Origin of the sequence: Aestuariivirga sp., from assembly GCF_965227715.1 — a bacterium.
Lineage (GTDB): Bacteria > Pseudomonadota > Alphaproteobacteria > Rhizobiales > Aestuariivirgaceae > Aestuariivirga.
The window spans coordinates 1308039-1327908 of record NZ_OZ245771.1 but is presented as its reverse complement, the minus strand read 5'-3'; the positions used below and the strand labels follow the sequence as shown (position 1 = coordinate 1327908).

18 protein-coding genes and 1 pseudogene are annotated in these 19870 nt (G+C 63.2%); 14 read left to right on the top strand and 5 right to left on the bottom strand.

Going from position 1 to position 19870, the window contains the following annotated elements:
* Positions 1-4: 4 nt before the first annotated feature.
* The 7 genes from ACO06F_RS06395 (at position 5) to guaD (ending at position 8634) form a co-directional block, all read left to right on the top strand.
* The gene (locus tag ACO06F_RS06395) at positions 5-1540 is read left to right on the top strand and encodes an ABC transporter ATP-binding protein (RefSeq protein ID WP_421695855.1); all 1536 of its coding nucleotides are present in this window, start codon (positions 5-7) and stop codon (positions 1538-1540) included.
* Positions 1524-2630 carry an ABC transporter permease gene (locus ACO06F_RS06390; RefSeq protein ID WP_421695854.1) on the top strand — a complete coding sequence of 369 codons (1107 nt, stop codon included), beginning with the start codon at positions 1524-1526 and terminating at the stop codon, positions 2628-2630. Before ACO06F_RS06395 ends, ACO06F_RS06390 begins: the two co-directional genes overlap by 17 nt.
* On the top strand, positions 2627-3550 hold the full coding sequence (locus ACO06F_RS06385; protein ID WP_421695853.1) for an ABC transporter permease: 924 nt from the start codon (positions 2627-2629) through the stop codon (positions 3548-3550). The genes ACO06F_RS06390 and ACO06F_RS06385 overlap by 4 nt, the downstream gene beginning before the upstream one ends.
* 93 nt (positions 3551-3643) lie before the next feature.
* A complete protein-coding gene (locus ACO06F_RS06380) occupies positions 3644-4711 on the top strand; it encodes a BMP family ABC transporter substrate-binding protein (RefSeq protein WP_421695852.1) in 1068 nt (355 codons plus the stop codon).
* A gap of 67 nt (positions 4712-4778) precedes the next feature.
* A complete protein-coding gene (locus ACO06F_RS06375) occupies positions 4779-6860 on the top strand; it encodes a urate hydroxylase PuuD (RefSeq protein ID WP_421695851.1) in 2082 nt (693 codons plus the stop codon).
* Positions 6842-7354, top strand: coding sequence for a 2-oxo-4-hydroxy-4-carboxy-5-ureidoimidazoline decarboxylase (gene uraD, locus ACO06F_RS06370; protein WP_421695850.1), 513 nt, complete (start codon positions 6842-6844; stop codon positions 7352-7354). The genes ACO06F_RS06375 and uraD overlap by 19 nt, the downstream gene beginning before the upstream one ends.
* Positions 7351-8634 carry a guanine deaminase gene (guaD, locus tag ACO06F_RS06365; protein ID WP_421695849.1) on the top strand — a complete coding sequence of 428 codons (1284 nt, stop codon included), beginning with the start codon at positions 7351-7353 and terminating at the stop codon, positions 8632-8634. Before uraD ends, guaD begins: the two co-directional genes overlap by 4 nt.
* 2 nt (positions 8635-8636) lie before the next feature.
* On the opposite strand, the gene ACO06F_RS06360 is transcribed toward guaD, so the two are convergent.
* From ACO06F_RS06360 to ACO06F_RS06350, 3 genes are read right to left on the bottom strand one after another with little or no spacing between them, the layout of a single operon-like run.
* Positions 8637-9122, bottom strand: a complete 486-nt coding sequence (locus ACO06F_RS06360) for an ureidoglycolate lyase (RefSeq protein ID WP_421695848.1) — start codon at positions 9120-9122, stop codon at positions 8637-8639.
* 4 nt (positions 9123-9126) lie between these two features.
* On the bottom strand, positions 9127-9906 hold the full coding sequence (locus ACO06F_RS06355) for a 2-keto-4-pentenoate hydratase (RefSeq protein WP_421695847.1): 780 nt from the start codon (positions 9904-9906) through the stop codon (positions 9127-9129).
* 3 nt (positions 9907-9909) lie between these two features.
* A complete protein-coding gene (locus ACO06F_RS06350; protein ID WP_421695846.1) occupies positions 9910-11754 on the bottom strand; it encodes an adenylate/guanylate cyclase domain-containing protein in 1845 nt (614 codons plus the stop codon).
* A gap of 168 nt (positions 11755-11922) precedes the next feature.
* Between ACO06F_RS06350 and ACO06F_RS06345 the strand changes: the two genes are divergently transcribed.
* From ACO06F_RS06345 to ACO06F_RS06315, 7 genes and pseudogenes are all read left to right on the top strand, one after another.
* The gene (locus ACO06F_RS06345; protein WP_421695845.1) at positions 11923-12759 is read left to right on the top strand and encodes an FAD binding domain-containing protein; all 837 of its coding nucleotides are present in this window, start codon (positions 11923-11925) and stop codon (positions 12757-12759) included.
* Between the two features lies 1 nt (position 12760).
* Entirely contained in the window at positions 12761-15496 is a 2736-nt protein-coding gene (locus ACO06F_RS06340) for a molybdopterin-dependent oxidoreductase (RefSeq protein WP_421695844.1), read from the top strand.
* The gene (locus ACO06F_RS06335; protein ID WP_421695843.1) at positions 15493-16377 is read left to right on the top strand and encodes a UPF0280 family protein; all 885 of its coding nucleotides are present in this window, start codon (positions 15493-15495) and stop codon (positions 16375-16377) included. The genes ACO06F_RS06340 and ACO06F_RS06335 overlap by 4 nt, the downstream gene beginning before the upstream one ends.
* On the top strand, positions 16337-16921 hold the full coding sequence (locus ACO06F_RS06330; RefSeq protein ID WP_421695842.1) for an amino acid synthesis family protein: 585 nt from the start codon (positions 16337-16339) through the stop codon (positions 16919-16921). Before ACO06F_RS06335 ends, ACO06F_RS06330 begins: the two co-directional genes overlap by 41 nt.
* On the top strand, positions 16918-17502 hold the full coding sequence (locus tag ACO06F_RS06325) for an amino acid synthesis family protein (RefSeq protein ID WP_421695841.1): 585 nt from the start codon (positions 16918-16920) through the stop codon (positions 17500-17502). Before ACO06F_RS06330 ends, ACO06F_RS06325 begins: the two co-directional genes overlap by 4 nt.
* Before the next feature lie 154 nt (positions 17503-17656).
* Positions 17657-17788: pseudogene (locus ACO06F_RS06320) on the top strand (transcriptional regulator); the annotation flags it as partial.
* 135 nt (positions 17789-17923) lie between these two features.
* A complete protein-coding gene (locus tag ACO06F_RS06315; protein ID WP_421696749.1) occupies positions 17924-18592 on the top strand; it encodes a hypothetical protein in 669 nt (222 codons plus the stop codon).
* On the opposite strand, the gene ACO06F_RS06310 is transcribed toward ACO06F_RS06315, so the two are convergent.
* Both ACO06F_RS06310 and ACO06F_RS06305 read right to left on the bottom strand, forming a co-directional pair.
* Entirely contained in the window at positions 18589-18894 is a 306-nt protein-coding gene (locus ACO06F_RS06310; protein ID WP_421695840.1) for a hypothetical protein, read from the bottom strand. The genes ACO06F_RS06315 and ACO06F_RS06310 overlap by 4 nt on opposite strands.
* Positions 18895-19082: 188 nt before the next feature.
* Positions 19083-19820: a type 1 glutamine amidotransferase gene (locus tag ACO06F_RS06305; protein WP_421695839.1), complete on the bottom strand. Its 738-nt coding sequence runs from the start codon at positions 19818-19820 to the stop codon at positions 19083-19085.
* Positions 19821-19870 lie beyond the last annotated feature (50 nt).

Genomic DNA, 19870 nt, shown 5'->3' with positions numbered 1-19870 from the left:
CGGCATGGAATATCTCCTCGAGGCGCTTCACATCACCAAGGTTTTCGGCACGCTGAAGGCCAATGATGACGTGACCCTCAAGGTGAAGCCGGGGGAAATCCACGCCTTTCTGGGCGAGAACGGTGCAGGCAAATCGACCCTCGTCAAGATGATCTATGGCGCACTGCAGCCCAGCGCCGGCGAATTCCGCTGGATGGGAAACCCCGTCACCATTCCCAGCCCCGCTGCGGCACGGAAGCTTGGCATCGGCATGGTGTTCCAGCACTTCTCCCTGTTCGAGTCCCTGACCGTGGCGGAGAACATCGCGCTCGCCATGCCGGGCGCTTTCGACATGAAGAAATTGGCGGATCGCATCGCCAAGGTTTCGCGCGATTACGGCCTGCCGCTGGAGCCTTTTGCGGTGGTGGCGGACTTGTCCGTGGGCGAGCGCCAGCGCATCGAGATCGTGCGCTGCCTGCTGCAGGAGCCGAAGCTCCTGATCATGGATGAGCCCACGGCGGTGCTCACGCCGCAGGAGGCTGACCAGCTGTTCCGCACGCTGACGAGGCTGGCGGGCGAAGGCTGCGCCGTCATCTACATCAGCCACCGTTTGGAGGAGGTGAAGCGCCTCTGCCACACCGCCACCATCCTGCGGCATGGCAAGGTGGTGGCCAATATCGACCCGGCGGAGCAAACCCCCGCCAGCCTGGCGCGCCTGATGGTGGGTGGCGACATTCACGTGATCCGCCCGGCGCGGGACGACATGAAGGGAACGGCGCGCCTAAAGCTCGATCGTTTGCGCCTGCCTGCCGATGGGCCCTTCTCCGTCGAACTCAAGAACATCTCGCTCGATGTGAAGGCAGGCGAAGTCGTCGCCATCGCCGGGGTTGCGGGCAATGGCCAGTCGGAGCTCTTCGACGCGATCTCCGGCGAGCGTTCGCTTGCCGCCGCATCAATGATCGTGATTGACGGGAAGCCGGTGGGCCATGATGGCGTCAACGCCCGCCGCAAGGCCGGAGCCGCCTTCGTGCCGGAGGAGCGGCTGGGCCATGGCGCGGTTCCGGGCTTCACACTCTCCCAGAACATCGTGCTCACACGGCACTCTTCGGATGCCTCGCTGGTCAGTTCCGGCATGGTCAGCAGCGGCGGTGCTGAAAAGGTGAGCCAGCGCGTCATCAAGGATTACGACGTGCGGAAAGGAAAGCCCGACCCGGAAGCACGCGCCCTGTCTGGCGGCAATCTGCAGAAATTCGTGATGGGCCGGGAGCTCGACAGGAAGCCTGGCGTGCTGGTGGTCAACCAGCCCACCTGGGGGGTTGATGCCGGCGCCTCCGCCACCATCCGCCAGGCGGTGATTGACCTCGCCCGCCAGGGCTCGGCCGTGCTCGTCATCAGCCAGGATCTGGACGAGATCTTCGAAATCGCGGACCGCATCGCTGTCATTTCGCGCGGGGAATTGTCGGAAGCCTATCCGGCGGCGGAACTGACAGCCGAAAAGATCGGCCTCCTCATGGCCGGGGCCCATGAACTGAAGGAGACCGCCCATGCGGCTGGTGCTTGAGAAGCGGGCAGAGCATTCGGCGAAGATGGCGGTGTTCTCGCCCATCATCGCCATTGCATTGACCCTCATCACCGGCGGCATCATCTTCGCGCTCCGCGGCCTCAACCCGTTCGAAGCGCTTTACGTCTATTTCGTCGAGCCACTCACAACGTCTTGGTCGATCGAGCAACTGATCATCAAGGCAACTCCGCTGGCGCTGATTGGCGCGGGCCTTTCGGTCTCCTACATGGCCAATGTCTGGAACATCGGCGCGGAAGGCCAGCTCACCGCGGGTGCCATTCTGGGCTCCGCCATTCCGGTGTTCTTCCCCGATTTCCAGTCGCCGCTGACGCTTGTCCTGATGCTGTCGCTCGGCGTCATTGGCGGCATGGCCTATGCATCAATTCCGGCCTTTCTCAAGAACCGCTTCGGCACCAATGAAATCCTGACGAGCCTGATGCTGGTCTATGTGATCCAGCTCATGCTGGACTGGCTGGTGCGCGGGCCCTGGCGCGACCCCAAGGGCTATAATTTCCCCAAGACCATCGCCTTCTCGGATTGGCAATTGCTGCCGAGCTTCCAGCTGATCCCGCCGTCGATCGGGCCGATCTATATCAATCTCGGCGCCATTTTCGCCGTCATCGCCGTCATCGCGCTCGCCATCCTCATGGGCCGCACCCTCAAAGGCTTCGAACTCCGCGTACAAGGCGTGGCCCCCCGCGCCGGCCGCTTTGCCGGCTTCTCGCGGGAGAAGACCGTGTGGTTCTGCTTCCTGCTGTCAGGCGGCCTCGCGGGGCTGGCAGGCATCTGTGAGGTGATGAGCACGGTCGGCCAATTGCAGCCCGGAATTTCGCCGGGCTACGGCTTCACGGCCATCATCGTGGCCTTCCTCGGGCGGCTGAACCCGATTGGCGCACTGCTGGCCGCCTTCGCACTGGCGATCAGTTATTTAGGTGGCGAATCCGCGCAAGTGGCGCTCGGCATCTCGGACAAGACGGCGCGGGTGTTTCAGGGCATCCTGCTGTTCTACATTCTCGCCTGCGACTCGCTCATTCTCTACCGTTTCAAATTCATCGGAAAAGTTCCGCAGCTGGCGGAGGGCCGGGCATGAGTGACCAGCTTCTCTCCGTCATCCTCACCATCATCACCGCGTCCACACCGCTGCTGCTCGCGGCCATTGGCGAACTGGTGGTGGAGCGTTCGGGCGTGCTGAACCTCGGCGTGGAAGGCATGATGGCGGTGGGCGCCGTCTCCGGCTTCGGTGCCGCGCTGATGACGGGCTCGCCCTATTTGGGTGTGCTCGCTGCGCTGATCGCGGGTGCCACGCTCTCGCTGCTCTTCGGTTTCCTGACCCTCACCATGGTGTCGAACCAGGTGGCCACAGGGCTCGCCCTCACGCTTTTGGGGCTTGGCCTTGCCGGGCTCATTGGCGAGAGCTACGTGGGGCAGCCGGGCGTCCATCTGGACCGCATCCACATTCCGGGTCTCACGGACATTCCGTTCATCGGGCCCATTCTCTTCGGGCAGGATGTTCTGGTCTATCTCTCCTTCCTCATCGTCGCCGGCACGTCTTACGTCATGTTCCGCAGCAAGATGGGCCTTATCATCCGCGCCGTGGGGAACAGCCACCAATCCGCCCATGCGCTGGGCTATTCGGTGATTGGCGTGCGCTATCTCTGCGTGATGTTCGGCGGCGCCTGCGCGGGCCTCGCGGGGGGCTATCTGTCGCTCGCCTATACGCCGCAGTGGAACGAGAACATGACGGCGGGCCGCGGCTGGATTGCGCTGGCCCTCGTCGTCTTCTCCTCCTGGCTGCCCTGGCGCATCGTGGTTGGCGCCTATCTCTTCGGAACGATCACGGTGATGGGATTTTCCGTCCAGGCCTATGGCATCGGCATCCCGTCCCAGCTTCTTTCAGCCCTTCCCTATATCGTGACCATTCTCGTGCTGGTCGTGATATCGGGCAACAAGGCCCTGATGCGGGCCAACACACCGGCTTGCCTGGCACAGCCTTTCGTGCCGGACAGATAAGCCTTATGACAGCATCACCACGGCCAGCAGCCAGCTGGGAGCAAATGATAACAAGGCTGCGACAATGGGTTTTGGACAAGGAGAACGGATAGAATGAAAACTTGGATGGCACTGGCAGTGGCCCTGGCGCTTGGCGTCTCGGCAACGGCCGCAAACGCAGCGGACAAGCTTAAGGCCTGCTGGATCTATGTGGGTCCGGTCGGCGATTTCGGATATTCCTACCAGCATGACCAGGGCCGCAAGGCCGTGGAAAAGGCGCTGGGCGACAAGGTGGAAACTGCCTTCCTCGAGAACGTGGCGGAAGGCCCCGATGCCGAGCGCGCCATCGAGCGCTTCGCGCGCGAGGGCTGCAAGATCATCTTCACCACCTCCTTCGGCTTCATGGACCCGACCATCAAGGTCGCCGCGAAATATCCGGATGTGAAGTTCGAGCACGCCACCGGCTACAAGAAGGCAGACAACGTCGCCATCTACAATGCGCGCTTCTATGAAGGCCGCTATGTGATGGGTGAGATCGCTGCCAAGATGTCGAAGACCGGCACGGCGGGCTACATCGTGTCCTTCCCGATCCCTGAAGTCGTCATGGGCATCAACGCCTTCATGCTCGGCGCCCAGTCGGTGAACCCCGACTTCAAGGTGAAGATCATCTGGGTCAACTCCTGGTATGATCCTGGCAAGGAAGCGGACGCCGCCAAGGTGCTGCTCGGCCAGGGTGCGGACATCCTCGTCCAGCACACGGATTCGACCGCTCCCCTTCAGGTGGCGGAAGAGCAGGGCAAGCTCGGCTTCGGCCAATCGTCCGACATGATCAAATTCGCGCCCAAGGCCCAGCTCACCGCCAACACGGATGATTGGGACCCCTATTATGTCGCGCGCGTCCAGGCCGTGCTTGATGGCACCTGGAAGTCGGCGGACACATGGGGCGGCATGAAGGACGGCATGGTGGTGCTCTCGCCCTTCACCAACATGCCGGACGATGTGAAGAAGATGGCGGAAGACTCCGTCGCCAAGATCAAGTCCGGCGAGTTGCTGCCCTTCAAGGGCCCGATCACCAAGCAGGACGGAACCACCGTGGGCGAAGCTGGAAAGCCGCTGCCCGATGGTGAGCTTCTCGGCATGAACTATTACATCAAGGGTATTGACGACAAGCTGCCCCAATAAGGCAGGCCCCGGCAACCCGCGCCTGCCGGAGGACTGATCCTCCGGCAGGCGTCTTCATGAGAGGCCCATGCTCGAACCCTTCCTTGGCGACTGGCTGAATTTCCTCATCCGCTGGGGGCACCTCGTCGCAGGCATCGCCTGGATCGGCACCTCATTCTATTTTGTCGCCCTCGACTTCTCGCTGAAGACGCGCGGTGATCTGCCGGAAGGCGTGCGCGGCGAAGCCTGGGAGGTGCATGGCGGTGGCTTCTACCATGTGCAGAAATATCTCTCCGCACCGGGGAGCCTTCCCGCCCATCTCACCTGGTTCAAATGGGAGGCGTACCTCACCTGGGTTTCGGGCTTCTTCCTGCTGGCCGTGGTCTATTACTTCAACGCCAGCGCCAATCTGATTGATCCGGCCGTGGCCGATCTCAAACCTTGGCAGGCGATTGTCATCTCGATCCTGTCAATCGTATTGGGCTGGGTGATTTACGATGGGCTGTGCCGCTCACCTCTCGGCCGCAACACCGGCGCGCTGGCGGCAGCCGTCTTCGTGCTCATCCTGGGCTTTGCTTATATCTTCACGCATCTCTTCTCTGGGCGTGGCGCCTTCATCCATGTGGGCGTTGTCGCCGGCACCATGATGGCGGCCAATGTCTTCATGGTCATCATCCCGAACCAGCGGAAGATCACGGCAGCGCTGATCAAGGGTGAAACGCCAGACGCGCGCTTAGGGGCCATCGGCAAGCAGCGGTCGCTCCACAACACCTATCTGACGCTGCCTGTGCTGCTGATGATGGTGTCCAACCATTTCGCCATGCTCACCAATGCGCCCAATGCCTGGATTTTGGTGGGCCTTGTCTTCATCGGCGGTGCCGCACTCCGTCACTTCCTTGTGCGCCATGAGGTGGGTGATCCGCTCGCGAAAATCGCCTGGACTCTCCCTATCATCTTCGCAGCACTGGGCGCAGCCTGGTGGCTTTCAGCCGCGCCGCTCCTGTCGCTCGATTGGGCGAACCTGTTGATCCGCTGGGGACACATGATTGCCGGCATCGCCTGGATCGGCACGAGCTTCTATTTCGTGGCGCTGGATTTCTCGCTCCGGAAGGAAGCGGGAATGCCCGCAGGCGTCGGCGGCGAAGTGTGGGAGGTGCATGGCGGCGGCTTCTACCACGTGCGGAAGTATCTCACAGCACCTGAGACGCTCCCCAAGGATCTGATCTGGTTCAAGTGGGAGGCCTATCTCACCTGGGTCACGGGCTTCCTGCTGCTGGTCGTCCTCTATTATCTGCAGGCGGATAGCTATCTGATCGATCCCAACATCATGCCGCTCACGCAGTGGCAGGCGGTGAGCATATCGATCGGAAGCTTCGTGATCGGCTGGGTGCTCTACACCGCCCTTTGCCGCTCGGCCCTAGGCCGCAATACACGTGTGCTGGCGAGCCTCCTCTTCCTCATGCTGCTTGCCTTCGCCTGGGGCTATACGCATCTCTTCTCCGGCCGTGGCGCCTTCATTCACATTGGCGCGCTGATCGGCACCATCATGGCGGCCAATGTGTTCATGGTCATCATCCCGAACCAGCGCAAGATCACCGCCGCGCTGCTCAAGGGCGAAAAGCCTGATCCAGCACTTGGCCTCATCGGCAAGCAGCGCTCGTTGCACAACACCTATCTCACACTCCCCGTATTGGCGATGATGATCTCCAACCATTTCCCAATGGTCACGGATCAATCCCACGCCTGGGCGGTGGCAGGGCTCATCATCATCGGTGGCGGCCTCGCACGCTATTTCCTGGTGCGCACCGAAGTTGGAGACGGGCAAGCCGATCTCGCCTGGTCGCTCCCATTGATCGGCGCGGCACTGGCGCTCGCCCTCATCATTACAGAGCCGCAGAAGCTGCTGCTGTTCCAGGGCGAGGTGGCGGATGCGGAAGCCCTCTCTATCGTACAGACCCGCTGTGCCGCCTGCCATGCGGAACACCCGACGGACGCCACCATCAAGACAGCGCCGAAGGGCGTGCATCTCGAAACCTTGGCGGACCTCAAGCGCTACGCCGCGCAAATTAACGTGCAGGCGGTGCAGAACAAGGCCATGCCGCTCGGCAACCGCACCGGCATGCTGGATGAGGAACGCGCCAAGCTAGGCACATGGATCGCAAAGCAATGATGAGCCTCAGCACCGTCAACAGCCTGACCCCCCGTGCCTTTCTGGAAGCTTTCGGGGATGTGGCCGAGCATTCCCCCTGGGTCGCGCGCGAGGCAGGAAGCGCCATGCCCTTCGCCACCCGCGATGACATGATCTTGAGTTTCGAGCGTGCCTTCCGCGCCGCCAATCATGATGCGCAGCTGGCGCTGGTCCGCGCCCACCCGGATCTGGCAGGCAAGGCGAAGCTCACGGAAGATTCGACCAAGGAACAGGCCGGTGCGGGCCTCAACACGCTTGACGCCCAAGAGTTCGCCCACTTCACCGATCTCAACACACGTTACAAGCAGCGCTTTGGCTTTCCCTTCATCTTCGCCGTGAAAGGCGCTACCAAGCACATGATCCTTGAGAGCTTCGCCGCGCGTGTGAGCAACACGCCGGAGGTGGAATTCCAAACGTCGCTCGCCCAGATCTGCCGCATCTTCCGCTTCCGTATTGAAGAGCGGGTCTCGCCATGACGCATGTCATCAAAGGCCAGACGCTGAGCTTCGCAGAAGACGATACGCCTCGGCACGAAGCCCGTGGAGCCGTTGCCGTGGGCGATGACGGCACCATTCTCTGGGCCGGCCCACAATCACTTCTGCCGCAGGATTTCCTGCAGGCGGACGTCACAGACTATGGCGAGATGATCGTGATGCCGGGCTTCATCGATGCCCATATTCATTTCCCGCAATACCGCATGCTCGCGGCCCCCGGCAAAGACCTGCTGGACTGGCTCACCCGTTTCACCTTCCCGGAAGAAAGCCGCTACGCTGATCAAGCCTATGCGGCAGCAGCGGCGGAGATCTTCCTTGACCGTCTGCTGCAACACGGCACCACCTCGGCGCTGGCCTTCTGCTCCGTTCACAAGAGCTGCGCTGATGCGCTGTTCGCCGCAGCCGATGCCCGCGGCATGGCGCTCATCACCGGCAAGACCATGATGGACAGGAACGCCATTCCCGCCGTTGAAGACACGCCCGAAACGGGCGCACGCGAGACGGAGGAACTCTATCGCGCCTGGCACGGCAAGGGGCGGCTTCGCTATGCCGTCACCCCGCGCTTCGCCATCACCTCCTCAGATGCGCAATTGAAAATCTCCGGTGAACTGCTCGCCTCGCTTCCTGGCGCGCTGATGCAAACGCATCTTTCCGAAAGCCCGGGCGAGATCGCCATGGTGGCAAGCCTGTTCCCCAAAGCCAAGGATTATACGGACGTCTATGATCATTTCGGCCTGCTGAGTGATCGCAGCCTCTTTGCCCATGGCATTCACCTGTCGGAGCGGGAATGCGCGAGGCTGTCGGACTCAGGCGCAACCGTCGTGCACTGCCCCACCTCCAACACCTTCCTCGGCTCCGGCCTCATGTCCATGCCCTACCTGCGCAAGCCGGAGCGCCCGGTGCATCTCGGCGTTGCGACTGATGTGGGCGGCGGCACCAGCTATTCGATGCTGGCAACACTTGGCGAGGCCTACAAGGTGCAGATGCTTGCAGGCTATAAGCCAAGTGCTGCGGAACTCTTCTGTATGGCCACGCGCGGAAACGCCCGGCGCCTAAAGATCGATCACGATACGGGCGCCATCGAGCTCGGCAAGTTTGCCGATCTCGTGGTGCTGGACCCCCACGCAACGCCAGTGCTCGCCAGCCGCCAGGAGGTTTCAACCTCGCTCGAGGATGTGCTCTTCTCGCTGATGATCCTCGGCGACGACCGCGCGGTGAAAGCCACCTATGTGAAGGGCCGCAAGCTACACGTGCGCGCCTGAGTTCAATCCGCCAGCGTGAACCCGCCGTCCAGCCACACTTCCTCGAGATTATGTCCCGGCCCCTTACGGTCGATCACCAGGAAGCGGCTGCCGGCATCATGCACCAGCAGAGGGTGGTGCCAGACGTTGCGGGCATAGTTCACGCCCTGGAACCCCGTGGCAGCAAACAAGCGGTAGCTCGCAAACTCATGAACGTCCGCCGCCACCAGCACCAGCCAGGGCCGGTTCTGCAGCGGCAGGAACATCTGGCTTCCCAGCGGGTGGCGCTCCATCAGCCTGATCGCAACGGGGCGCGGCCGCGGCTGGCCGAGAAACAGGCTCACATTGGTGGCCCCGCCACCCGCTGCCACATCCACATTCATGAGGTCGTTGAAGCGCTGCGCAAAGCCCTGGTTGATGGTGATGGGATCGGCTCCGTCCATCTCGATCACCTCGCCGAAGGGTGCGAAGCCGGATTTTGTCAGCGGTTCAGGCGAAAGTAGCCGCATCGCCTCACACGATCCGGCAAGAGATGCTGCCGAACGCCCCATAGTCCACCGTCACGGCGTCTCCTGCGGCAATCGCCATCGGCACGATGCAGGTGCCGGTGGTCACGAACTGCCCGGCCTTGACGCCCCCGCAATAGGCAGAGGCCTCATTGACGAACCAGGTGAGGGCCTTTCGCGGGTCGCCCAGCACCGCCTTGCCGGTTCCCTCGGTGACGAAGGTGCCGTTCTTGAAACCCTTCACCGCATGGCCTGAAAGATCGGTCTCGCGCCAGGGCGCATCGACAGCTGGCCCCAGCACCAGCCAGGAGGCGCAGGCGGTGTCGGCGATGAGCTGTGCCGCGCCAACCTTGGTGAAATCCGCATAGCGGCTGTCCGGCACCTCGATCGAAAGATGCATCGAGCCCACCGCATCAAGTGCCTCTTCCTGCGAATAGGGCTCTGCCCGTGCCGGCAGATCCTTCGTGAAGCCGAAGGCGAATTCCGCCTCCGCCACGCGCATGATGTTGTCGCCCAAAGGAACAGCAGCGCCGGGCTCCAGCAGCCTGCTCTTCAGGATGCGGCCGATGATCGGCCCCTCCACATTGATGTGCTTCTGGCCTGCCTCGCTGGTGGCGGCGATCTTCCAGCCTGCCACATCGCTGCCGCTTCGCAGCGCCACCTGGGCTGCTGCATCATAGCCTTCTGCACGGCTCAGCGGGCGCATGCCCTCCGGCAGTTCGGCGATGCGCGCCGTGGCAGCCCAGTTGCGCAGCAGCAGGTCTGCGGCGCCGGCAAAATCCCTCATTCCTCAGTCTCCCAGTTTCTGGATGATGTCGACATAGCGCGGGTGATCGCGCAGCATGTCGAGGTCGCTGTCATGCAGCATGAACTCCTGCAGCGACTTGAGCGTGTGGGGCCCCATGATGCGTTCAAGACGGTCAAGCGCCAGCTCCTTCTCGCCCAAGATGGCGAAGGCGCAGGCAATATTGTAATGCATGTAGAAGTCGTCAGGCTCGATGATCATGGCCCGCTCGGCCCAGTCCTTGGTGCGCTCGGTCTCGCCCAGCGAGGCCAGAAGCCCTGCACCGAAGGCCAGCGCATCTGCATCATCCGGACGTTCGGCAATGGCGGCCTCGGTGCGCGTCAAAGACTGGCGCGCGGCACCGCGGGCTTCTTCCAGCTTGCCGAGAGACTGGTAGCACATGGATTGAAGGCCCAGCGCACGGAAGTCGTCGCTCTTGAACGCGGCCGCCTTGCCGAAAAGCTCCGCCGCCTTGCCATATTGCCCGCGGTTGAAGCAGTTGCGGCCATAGAAGAAATAGGCCTCGAACAGATCGGGCTTCAGCGCAATCGCCCGATCGAAACTCGCCTCAGCCTCCTCGTAGCGGCCCGCCGTATAAAGTGCGAGGCCCTTGGAGGCATGGGCCTCGGCCAGGCTCGAATCCAGCGCCAGCGCGCGCTCGCTCTGCTCGAAAATTTCGTTGGTGGTAATGGTCGTGTCGCCCGCATCGAGAAGATGCGAATTGCAATCGGCTATCCCGGCGTGGGCCGCGGCATAGTCGGCATCGATATCGAGCGCGCGCTGGAACATCTGCCGCGCAAGCCGCAGGTAGCGCCTGGTGTGCCCCCGGTGGAAGAAACTCCGCCCCATCAGGTGGAAGCGATAGGCCTCGCTGTTGAAAGTCGGCCGCTGGCTCAGCGTTTCGCGCTCCTGCGGCAGCATCTTGAGGCGCAGCGCGTCTACGATGGCATGCGAGATATCGTCCTGCAGCTCGAAGATATCCTCGAACTTGCGGTCATAGCGTTCGGCCCAGACATGGCCGTTGCTGCGCCCATCGATCAGCTGCGCGGTGATGCGCACCCGGTCATTCACCTTCCGCACGCTGCCTTCCAGAATATACTGCACGCCCAGGCGCGCCGCCACCCGGTCCAGGTCCTCGCTCGAGCCCTTGTAGGTGAAGGCGGTGTTGCGCGAGACCACGAACAGCGCGGAGATCTTCGAGAGATCGGTGATGATGTCTTCGGTGATGCCATCACTGAAATAATCCTGCTCCGGGTCTCCGCTCATGTTGACGAAGGGCAGTACCGCAATCGAGGCCTGATGAGATTCGCCGCCGCGCCGCCGCGCGGGCCCCAGCGCGCCGGCAGCTACGCGCCAGGCTTGCGTCAGCCCCGAACTGTCCTTGAGCTGGCGCTTGCCGGCATCCTCGAAGCTCAGCGGCAGATTGCGGTGCACGTGCTGGAACACGGTTTCGGACACGAAAATGCTGCCGGGCTCGGCAATGGCCTGCAATCGGGAGGCGACATTCACGCCGTCACCAAACACGTCATTCTGCTCGACGATCACATCGGAGAGGTTGATGCCGATGCGGAAGCTCATGCGCTTGTCATCCGGAATATGGGCGTTGCGCGCTTCCGAAGCCTGCTGCATTTCGGCAGCGAAGCTCACTGCATTCACCACGCTGCCGAACTCCGCCAGGAAACCGTCTCCCAGCGTCTTGACGATGCGGCCGCCGGTCTTGACGATCAGCGGATCGATAATGGAGGCCTGCCGCTCCATCAGCTCGGCCAGTGTGCCTGCTTCATCGCGCTCCATAAGGCGCGAATATCCGGCCACATCCGCCGAAAGAATTGTGGTGAGACGCCGTTCCAACCAAGCACCCCCGCCCGCCATCCTGGGCTTGGGCTCCACGTTACGGTGAACGCCCGCGCTTAGCAATTTGATTTGGCATGCGTATTTGCATTCCAGCTGGGCCCGTCCTTGACAGGCAAAGGTGCCGGACACACTATCGGGCCCTCATGGAGTAAGGAACACGCAGGCGTGTATGCCCGGCCAAAGACGATCGAGGAGGCAGCTGAGGCCATGTCCGCCGAAGGTGCGCTCGCCATATGCGGCGGAACCGATGTGTTCCCCGCTCATGCCGGAAAGCCGCTGACGCGGCCGCTCGTCGACCTGTCACGGGTCGAGGGGCTGGGCGGGCTGTCGGAAACGGCAAACGCTTACCGTTTTGGCGCTGCCCTGACGTGGAGCGGGCTCCTCAAGGCCGATCTTCCGCCAGCCTTTGACGGCCTCCGCGCCGCGGCGCGTGAGGTGGGCTCGCTGCAGATCCAGAACCGCGGCACCATTGCCGGCAATCTGTGCAATGCCTCTCCGGCGGCGGATGGCGTGCCGCCGCTCCTCAGCCTTGATGCGCAGGTTGAAATCGCCTCGGCTTCGGGCCGCCGATTGCTCCCGCTCGGCGCCTTCATCACCGGCTACCGGAAGACGGCCCTTGAGCCGGGTGAAATCGTGACCGCGGTGATCGTGCCGAAGCCTCCGCGCAAGGCGCGATCTGCCTTCATCAAGCTGGGCGCGCGGCGCTACCTCGTGATCTCCATCGTCATGGCCGCGGCAGTGGTGGAGCGCGCCGGAGATGGCCGCATCACGCGGGCCGCCATCGCCATTGGTGCTGCCTCCCACGTGGCCCGGAGGCTCCCCGTCCTCGAGGCGGAGCTCCTCGGCCAAGCGGCGGGAACGCTGCCGTCTTCTATTCTCGAACCGCGGCATCTCGCGGGGCTTTCGCCCATTGATGATGTGCGGGCCACGGCGGCCTACCGGCTGGAGGCGGCGCTCAGCGCCATTGGTGAAGCACTCGACATCGCCGCGGGAGCGGCCTGAGGTGATCGCCTTCGAACTGAACGGCGTGCCCGTCACCAGCCATGATGCGCCGGCGGCCCGTCTGACCGAATTGCTGCGCAACAGCCTGGGGCAAACGGGCACCAAGAGCGGCTGCGATGCGGGTGATTGCGGTGCCTGCACCGTGCTGGTTGATGGCGAACCCGCCTGTGCCTGCCTCGTGCCCGCCGCCCAGGCGGAAGGAACACGCGTTGTAACAGTGGAAGGGCTGGCCTCACAAACGGCCAAGGGCGCTTTGCTGCAGAAGGCCTTTCTGGCGCGCGGTGCCGCCCAGTGCGGCATCTGCACGCCGGGCATGCTGGTGGCAGCGGCCGCCCTGCTGGAGCGTGAGAAGAACCCCACGCGGGACATGGTCGCCGATGCTCTGGGTGGCGTCCTCTGCCGCTGCACCGGCTATGCCAAGATCATTGATGCCGTGCTGGATGCAGCAGCCGGAACCCTTGCCGAAACAGCAGAGCCGGAGCAGGGCTCAGCCGTGGGCGCGCGGATGGCAAGGCTTGACGGCGTCCCCAAGGTCACCGGAGCGGAACGCTTCGGGGCAGACGCCATTCCCGCCGATGCACTCTGGGTCAGGGCCATACGCTCTCCCCATCACCGCGCGGGATTCGCCTTTGGCGATATCGAGGCCTTCGTCGCGGCGCATCCAGGTATCGTCCGCATACTGACGGCCGCCGACATTCCGGGCCGCAATATCTTTGGCGTGATACCGGCCTTCGCCGATCAGCCGGTCTTCGCCGAACGGGAAGCCCGCTTCCGGGGTGAGGCCGTGGCGGCCGTGGTGGGGGAACAGGCCGCCATCACAGCACTCGATGTTTCGGCTTTTCCGGTCACCTGGGAGGAGCGCCCCCCGGTGCTCGGCATCGAGGCCGCATTGGCCGCCGCAGCACCCCAGCTCCATGCGGCACGCCCCGGCAACATTCTGGTCAGCGGCCGTGTCGTCCGAGGCGATGCCGCACAGGCCATTGCCGGGGCGGCGGTCACCGTTGCGGGCGAATTCGAAACCGCCTTCGTGGAACACGCCTATATCGAGCCCGAAGCCGGCTGGGCGCGGCGTGTGGGAGACCGGATCGAGATCACCGCCTCCACCCAGGCGCCCTATCTGGACCGGGACGATACGGCCGCCATCATGGGCCTGCCGCCGGAGAACATCCGCATCATCCCTTCCGCCTGCGGCGGAGGATTTGGGTCCAAGCTGGATCTCTCCGTACAGCCCTATGTGGCACTGGCCGCATGGGCCACGGGGCGGCCGGCCGCCATGGTCTATTCCCGCAACGAGTCCATCCAGTCCACCACCAAGCGCCACCCCGCGCGCATGCGCTCAGCCATGGCGGCCACGCGGGAAGGCACACTCCTCGCCATGGATTTCGAGGGCGATTTCAACACGGGCGCCTATGCCTCCTGGGGGCCCACCGTTGCAAACCGCGTGCCGGTCCATGCCTCAGGCCCTTATCTTGTGCCGCATTACCGCGCGCTCACCCGCGCGGTCCTCACCCATTGCGTGCCGGCCGGCGCCTTCCGCGGCTTCGGCGTGCCGCAAACCGTGGTGGCGCAGGAACAGCTGCTGGACATGCTCGCCGAAAAGCTCGGGATCGATGCGCTTGAGTTCCGCATCCGCAACGCCCTCACGGATGATACCCCCACCGTCACCGGCCAGGTGATGGGCGATGGCGTTGGCATCCGCGATTGTTTCGAAGCGCTGAAACCGCACTGGACAAGTACCCGGCATGAGGCTGAGGCCTTCAACGCCGAAGGGGGCCGTTTCAGGCGGGGGGTTGGTGTGGCGGGCATGTTCTATGGCTGCGGCAACACTTCGCTGCCGAACCCGTCCACCATCCGCTTTGGCCTCAAGCCCGATGGCAGGCTGGCGCTGCACCAGGGCGCTGTCGATATCGGCCAGGGTTCGAACACCGTGATCAGCCAGATCGCGGCAGATGCCGTGGGCCTGCCGGTGGCGTTGATCGATCTGATCTCACCCGATACGGATCAGACGCCGGATTGCGGCAAGACCTCCGCCTCGCGCCAGACGTTCGTGACGGGCACGGCGGCCGAACGCGCTGGCCGCTCCCTCCGCCGCCTGCTGCTGCGGCTCGCCAATGCGGGGGAGGGCGCGCGGCTGCAACTGTCCGGCGGGAGACTGCTGGTGCATGACCAGAGCGAGATCCGCACCGTCGATCTGGCAAGCCTGCCACGCGATGCTCACGGCTATGTTCTGTGTGCGGAGGAAAGCTTTGATCCGCCGACCTCGCCCTTGGACAAGGACGGTCAGGGTGTTCCCTATGCGGTTTATGGGTTTGGCGCGCATCTGGCGGAGGTGGAGGTCGATCTCCGTCTTGGCTTCGTCAAGGTACGCCGGATCGTCGCCGCGCATGATGTGGGCCGCGCCATCAACCCGATGCTGGTCGAAGGCCAGATCGAAGGTGGCGTGGCGCAGGGAATCGGCATGGCGCTGATGGAGGAGTTCACCCCGGGCCGTGGCGAAAACCTGCATGATTATCTCATCCCAACCATGGGTGATGTGCCGCCGATTGAATCGATCCTGATCGAGCGCGCATCCTCTGCTGGCCCCTTTGGTGCCAAGGGCATTGGCGAGCAGGCGCTGATCCCCACCGCACCGGCAATCCTCAACGCCATCGCCCATGCCACGGGCGCCCGCGTCATGCAGACACCGGCAACGCCGGAGCGCGTGCTGGACGCCTTGCGGGCCAGCGCCAGGCCATGAGCCGCGTGCAGGCGCGCATGCTGCCCGATGGCCGCAGGCTGCACCTCAACGACGGCCCCATTGACCTCATCATCGGTGCAGATGGTACAGCGGAAGCTGTGGCGCTCGCCTTCGATGCAGCGCAGATCCGTTTCGCCACTGTGCTGGATGAGCTGTGTGCCGAACTCACGCTGCTGCGCCGACCCGTGGGGCCCATGCCCCAGGGCGTGATCGCGCGGCGCATGTGGACGGCAACAACTCGCGTTGCGGGGAACCACTTCATCACTCCCATGGCGGCCGTCGCCGGCGCGGTCGCGGATGAAATGCGCGATGCCGTGTGCGCTGCTGCACCTCTCACCCGCGTCTTCGTCAACAACGGCGGCGACATCGCGTTCCATCTCATGGCGGGCGCCGCCTATGACGTGGGGCTGATCAGCCGGCCAGACCGCCCGTCGCTCTTTTCCACTGCACGGATCGAAGCCGAAGACCCCGTGCGCGGCATTGCGACGAGCGGCTGGCGCGGCCGCTCCTTCTCGTTAGGGATTGCGGACGCGGTGACGGTGCTGGCCGAAAGCGCTGCCACGGCGGATGCCGCCGCAACCCTCATTGCCAATGCGGTCGATCTGCCGGGTCACCCCGCCGTCACCCGTGTTCCCGCGCAGGATCTTCAGCCGGACAGCGATCTGGGCTCTCGCCCCGTCACCCGCGCCGTGGGGCCCCTCACGCGCAAGGAAATTGCGGCAGCGCTCGGCTCTGGTGTAGCCTTCGCGGAAGCGCTCATCGCAGAGAGGTGCATCGTTGCCGCCGCCCTTCACCTGGCGGGCGAAAACCGGATGCTGGGCAACACGCTGGGGAGGCTCAATGCCAAAGGTCAAGGTCAGGAAGTTCCTCGTCTCGGTTGAGGAAATCTATCATGAGGGCGGACCCGTGGCGGAGGTGCCGCCGCGCCGCGGTGTGGTGCTCGCAGTGATCGAGAACCCTTATGCCGGCGCCTTCCACGCGGATATTCTGCCCTTCATGGAGGATCTGAAGCCTCTGGGCCTCGAGATGGCCCGGAAGCTTCTCGCAGCGCTTGGTGTGGATCCGGCTGCCATTGAAGGCTATGGCAAGGGCTCGATCACGGGCGAAGCGGGGGAACTTGAGCATGCCGCCCTCTGGCACGCCCCCGGCGGCTATTCGATGCGGGAGGTCTTGGGCGGCGCCAAGGCCATCGTTCCCTCGACCAAGAAGGTGGGAGGCCCCGGCACAAGGCTCGATGTGCCTGTCACTCATGTCAACGCCTCCTATGTGCGAAGCCACTTCGATGCGATTGAAGTCGGCATCACCGATGCGCCGCGCGCCAATGAAATGGTGCTGGCGCTGGTGATGACCACCGGCCCCCGCGTTCACGCCCGTTCAGGCGGCCTCGCGGCAGATGACGTCAAGGGAGAGGATGGTTTGAGATGAAAGCGAAGATCCGCAAGATCATGACGGTTGTCGATGAGACACTGAGCGAGCAGGGGCAGGAGGTGTTACCTCCCGTCCGCCGCGCCGCTGCGATTGCGGTGATCGCCAATCCCTTTGCCGGCAAATACCAGGAAGACCTCTCGGAGCTGATCGACATCGGTGAGGAGCTGGGCGCCCTTCTGGCTGAGCGCGCTGTGGCCGCCCTTGGCATTCCGGGAGAGCAGGTCGAGGGCTATGGCAAGGCTGCGGCGGTTGGCGAGAATGGTGAGCTCGAACATGCCGCTGCCATTCTCCACCCAAAGCTTGGCGCACCGTTCCGCAAGGTGCTTGGCAAGGGGGCCGCTCTCATTCCCTCCTCCAAGAAACGCGGCGGCCTGGGCGTGGTGCTGGACATCCCCCTGGGTCACAAGGACGCCGCCTTTGTCCGCAGCCATTTCGACGGGATGGAGGTCCGGGTGAATGATGCGCCCCGCGCCAATGAGATTCTGGTGGCCGTTGCGGTCACCGTCGGCGGGAGGCCCTTGCCACGGGTGGGCGGTCTGAAGGCCTCGGAGATCAAGGGAGAGGATGGATTGAGATAATGCCCAAAATTGCTGCAGAAAATGCAAGCTTCTTTCTAGAATTCACAAAGAAGTTTTTCTACGACTATTGAGATAGGTAATTTCCTCATGGCAACCTCTCCGGGAATCGTCTAGGTTTTTCGCTGAATACGTATTCAGCAGCGGATAGCAGACGATGATCGTAAGTGCTTTTTCGGCCGAACTGCGCAGGCAATGTGCCAAGTTTCCGTCAATTTCAAAAGTCTGCGAAGGCACCGGGATCAACCGGCAGCAGTTCAACAAATATTTGGCGGGGCAGGCCTACCCCAGCGCCCGCAACATGCGAAAAATCTGCCACTATCTCGCTGTCAGTGAAGAGCAAATGCTCTCAGGGAATGCGAATGTTCATGGGAATCAGCCCGTAGAGGCGCGCCCTCAGGCAGGATACGGCTTTTACAATACCTTGGCTGCAATCGATCTGGAGAGTCAGGATCTTCCGGATGTGGAAGACGCGGGCGAATGGCTGTGCCGCGGACCCCGTCCTGCCCGGCCAGCGCCACTGCCGTCGGGCCATTTCGAGTGCTATTTTCCGCTCCACCCGTCATCGGACCTGCTGCTGCGCTCTTTGATTACACTGAAGATGCAGGCCGGGCGGATGACATTCGTCCGCCGCACGCATTTCAACATCTGCGATGGTGGAGACCGTTTTGCCTCGCGTGCCAAGCATCAGGGGATCGTGGTATCCGCATCCCGGGAAACCTTCCTGATCGGCAGCAACACCTTGCCGCCTCACCAGCCAAGCATCCTTTCCTTCCAGACGGAACCCGTTGCCGGGCGCGTTTACTACACCGGCCTTGCCCTCACGCGAGGGCCCGAAAGCCAGATGGCCACGACGGTTATTCTTCACTATCTGGGCACTGAGAAGTTTGCGCGCAATACACTTGCGAACCTTGGAACGGTCAGCCGCTCCGATCCCTCGCTGGATCCGATCGTGGCGCGGCTGACGCAGGCGCAGGCGGAAGCCGGGCAGAGCCACATTCAGTGGCTTGATACAAGGAGCCTCCTGACAGGGTCCCTGGCAGGAGGCTCAAATCTGGCGCAGTCAAAGGCCGGCCACCGCCTCGTCGGCTAGTTTCGCTTGGTCCCGGCCGGTTCGACCTCGAGGCCCTGGCGCGCACAGCCCATGGTATAGGCTTCGTAATAGACGCTCTCGATCATCCACACGAGGCCGGTGTGGCCTGAGCGCATCGCCGCCAGCCGGAGCTTGCGGGCCTGGTCTGCAATGAAGCGGGCCGTTTCCACCGGGTGCAGCCGGTGCTCGCCGATCACCTCGGGATCAAAGGCCTTGTTCAGCAGCGCATCAAGCCTCGCGCGCGTGGATCCCGCGTCGAGAGCCTTCTTCTCCGTCTTGGATTTCGATTTCAGTTCAATCACTTTGCCCTCCTGGCAACTGTTACGCAGTTGTCAGATGTCACGCCTTTCAGGCACGCACTCTGCCAGCCGGAGCGGAGAATGGCGGACATATTGAGATGTGTAAATTTCTCAACTTCGCGAAGGGAAAAGATGTTTTACCCTTCGCATAAAAGCGAAGCGCAGAACTACTCACCAGTGGTGATCTAAGCTCACGCTGCAGCGCGGAAGCTGCGCCGGTTCACCGCCAGGTTCTCGAACATGGCACGGCTGATCCGTTCCGTCCGCGTCAGCTGCAGCCGGGACTGCGCCTTGACGCGCTGATAGGCGCCAGGCCCCATCGCCTGGTCCAGCCAGGAAAGATATTGCGGAATATGCGCCCAGCGGTCGATCAGCGCAGGGGTAAGCTCGCCATGAAACTGCGTGGCGAGAATGTCCTTGCCGACGGACATCACCTGCACCGGGCTCACCGCGGAAGAGGCGAGCACCTCGGCTCCTTCCGGCACACGGGTGACTTCCGCATGGTGCCACTGCATCACCTTGATTGACGAGGGCACCCCTTGCGTCAGCGGGTGGGCCAGGCCCAGCGCATTGAGCTCGACCTTTCCGAAACCAACTTCTGCCGCCGATGCCAGGCCCACTTCCCCGCCCAGCGCCTGCGCCAGAAGCTGAAGGCCGAGGCACACGCCCATGAACGGGCGGTTGCGGTTGAAGGTCCACTCCCGGATCGCCGCCACTTCATCAACGAGCCAGGGGTGGGAGCCCGTCTCCCACACATCCATCGCCCCGCCCATCACCAGCAGGAAATCATAGGGTGCGAGCGAGGGAATGGCCTCGCCCTTGTGCAGCATCACCACATCAAGCTCTGCGCCCTGTTCCGCCAGAAAGCGGCCGAACAGGCCGGGCGGTTCGTCATCCATGTGCTGAAAGGCAAGGGCGCGTCGGATCACGGTCGTGTTCCCCAAGGCAAGAGTGAAGGCGCGCACATAAGGCGTTCCGC

Bases quoted from the DNA above. Each gene is read 5' to 3' on its own strand.
- ACO06F_RS06395 (WP_421695855.1), top strand. From the start codon at position 5: ATGGAATATCTCCTCGAGGCGCTTCACATCACCAAGGTTTTCGGCACG.
- ACO06F_RS06390 (WP_421695854.1), top strand. From the start codon at position 1,524: ATGCGGCTGGTGCTTGAGAAGCGGGCAGAGCATTCGGCGAAGATGGCG.
- ACO06F_RS06385 (WP_421695853.1), top strand. From the start codon at position 2,627: ATGAGTGACCAGCTTCTCTCCGTCATCCTCACCATCATCACCGCGTCC.
- ACO06F_RS06380 (WP_421695852.1), top strand. From the start codon at position 3,644: ATGAAAACTTGGATGGCACTGGCAGTGGCCCTGGCGCTTGGCGTCTCG.
- ACO06F_RS06375 (WP_421695851.1), top strand. From the start codon at position 4,779: ATGCTCGAACCCTTCCTTGGCGACTGGCTGAATTTCCTCATCCGCTGG.
- uraD (WP_421695850.1), top strand. From the start codon at position 6,842: ATGGATCGCAAAGCAATGATGAGCCTCAGCACCGTCAACAGCCTGACC.
- guaD (WP_421695849.1), top strand. From the start codon at position 7,351: ATGACGCATGTCATCAAAGGCCAGACGCTGAGCTTCGCAGAAGACGAT.
- ACO06F_RS06360 (WP_421695848.1), bottom strand. From the start codon at position 9,122: ATGCGGCTACTTTCGCCTGAACCGCTGACAAAATCCGGCTTCGCACCC.
- ACO06F_RS06355 (WP_421695847.1), bottom strand. From the start codon at position 9,906: ATGAGGGATTTTGCCGGCGCCGCAGACCTGCTGCTGCGCAACTGGGCT.
- ACO06F_RS06335 (WP_421695843.1), top strand. From the start codon at position 15,493: ATGAGCCGCGTGCAGGCGCGCATGCTGCCCGATGGCCGCAGGCTGCAC.
- ACO06F_RS06330 (WP_421695842.1), top strand. From the start codon at position 16,337: ATGCCAAAGGTCAAGGTCAGGAAGTTCCTCGTCTCGGTTGAGGAAATC.
- ACO06F_RS06325 (WP_421695841.1), top strand. From the start codon at position 16,918: ATGAAAGCGAAGATCCGCAAGATCATGACGGTTGTCGATGAGACACTG.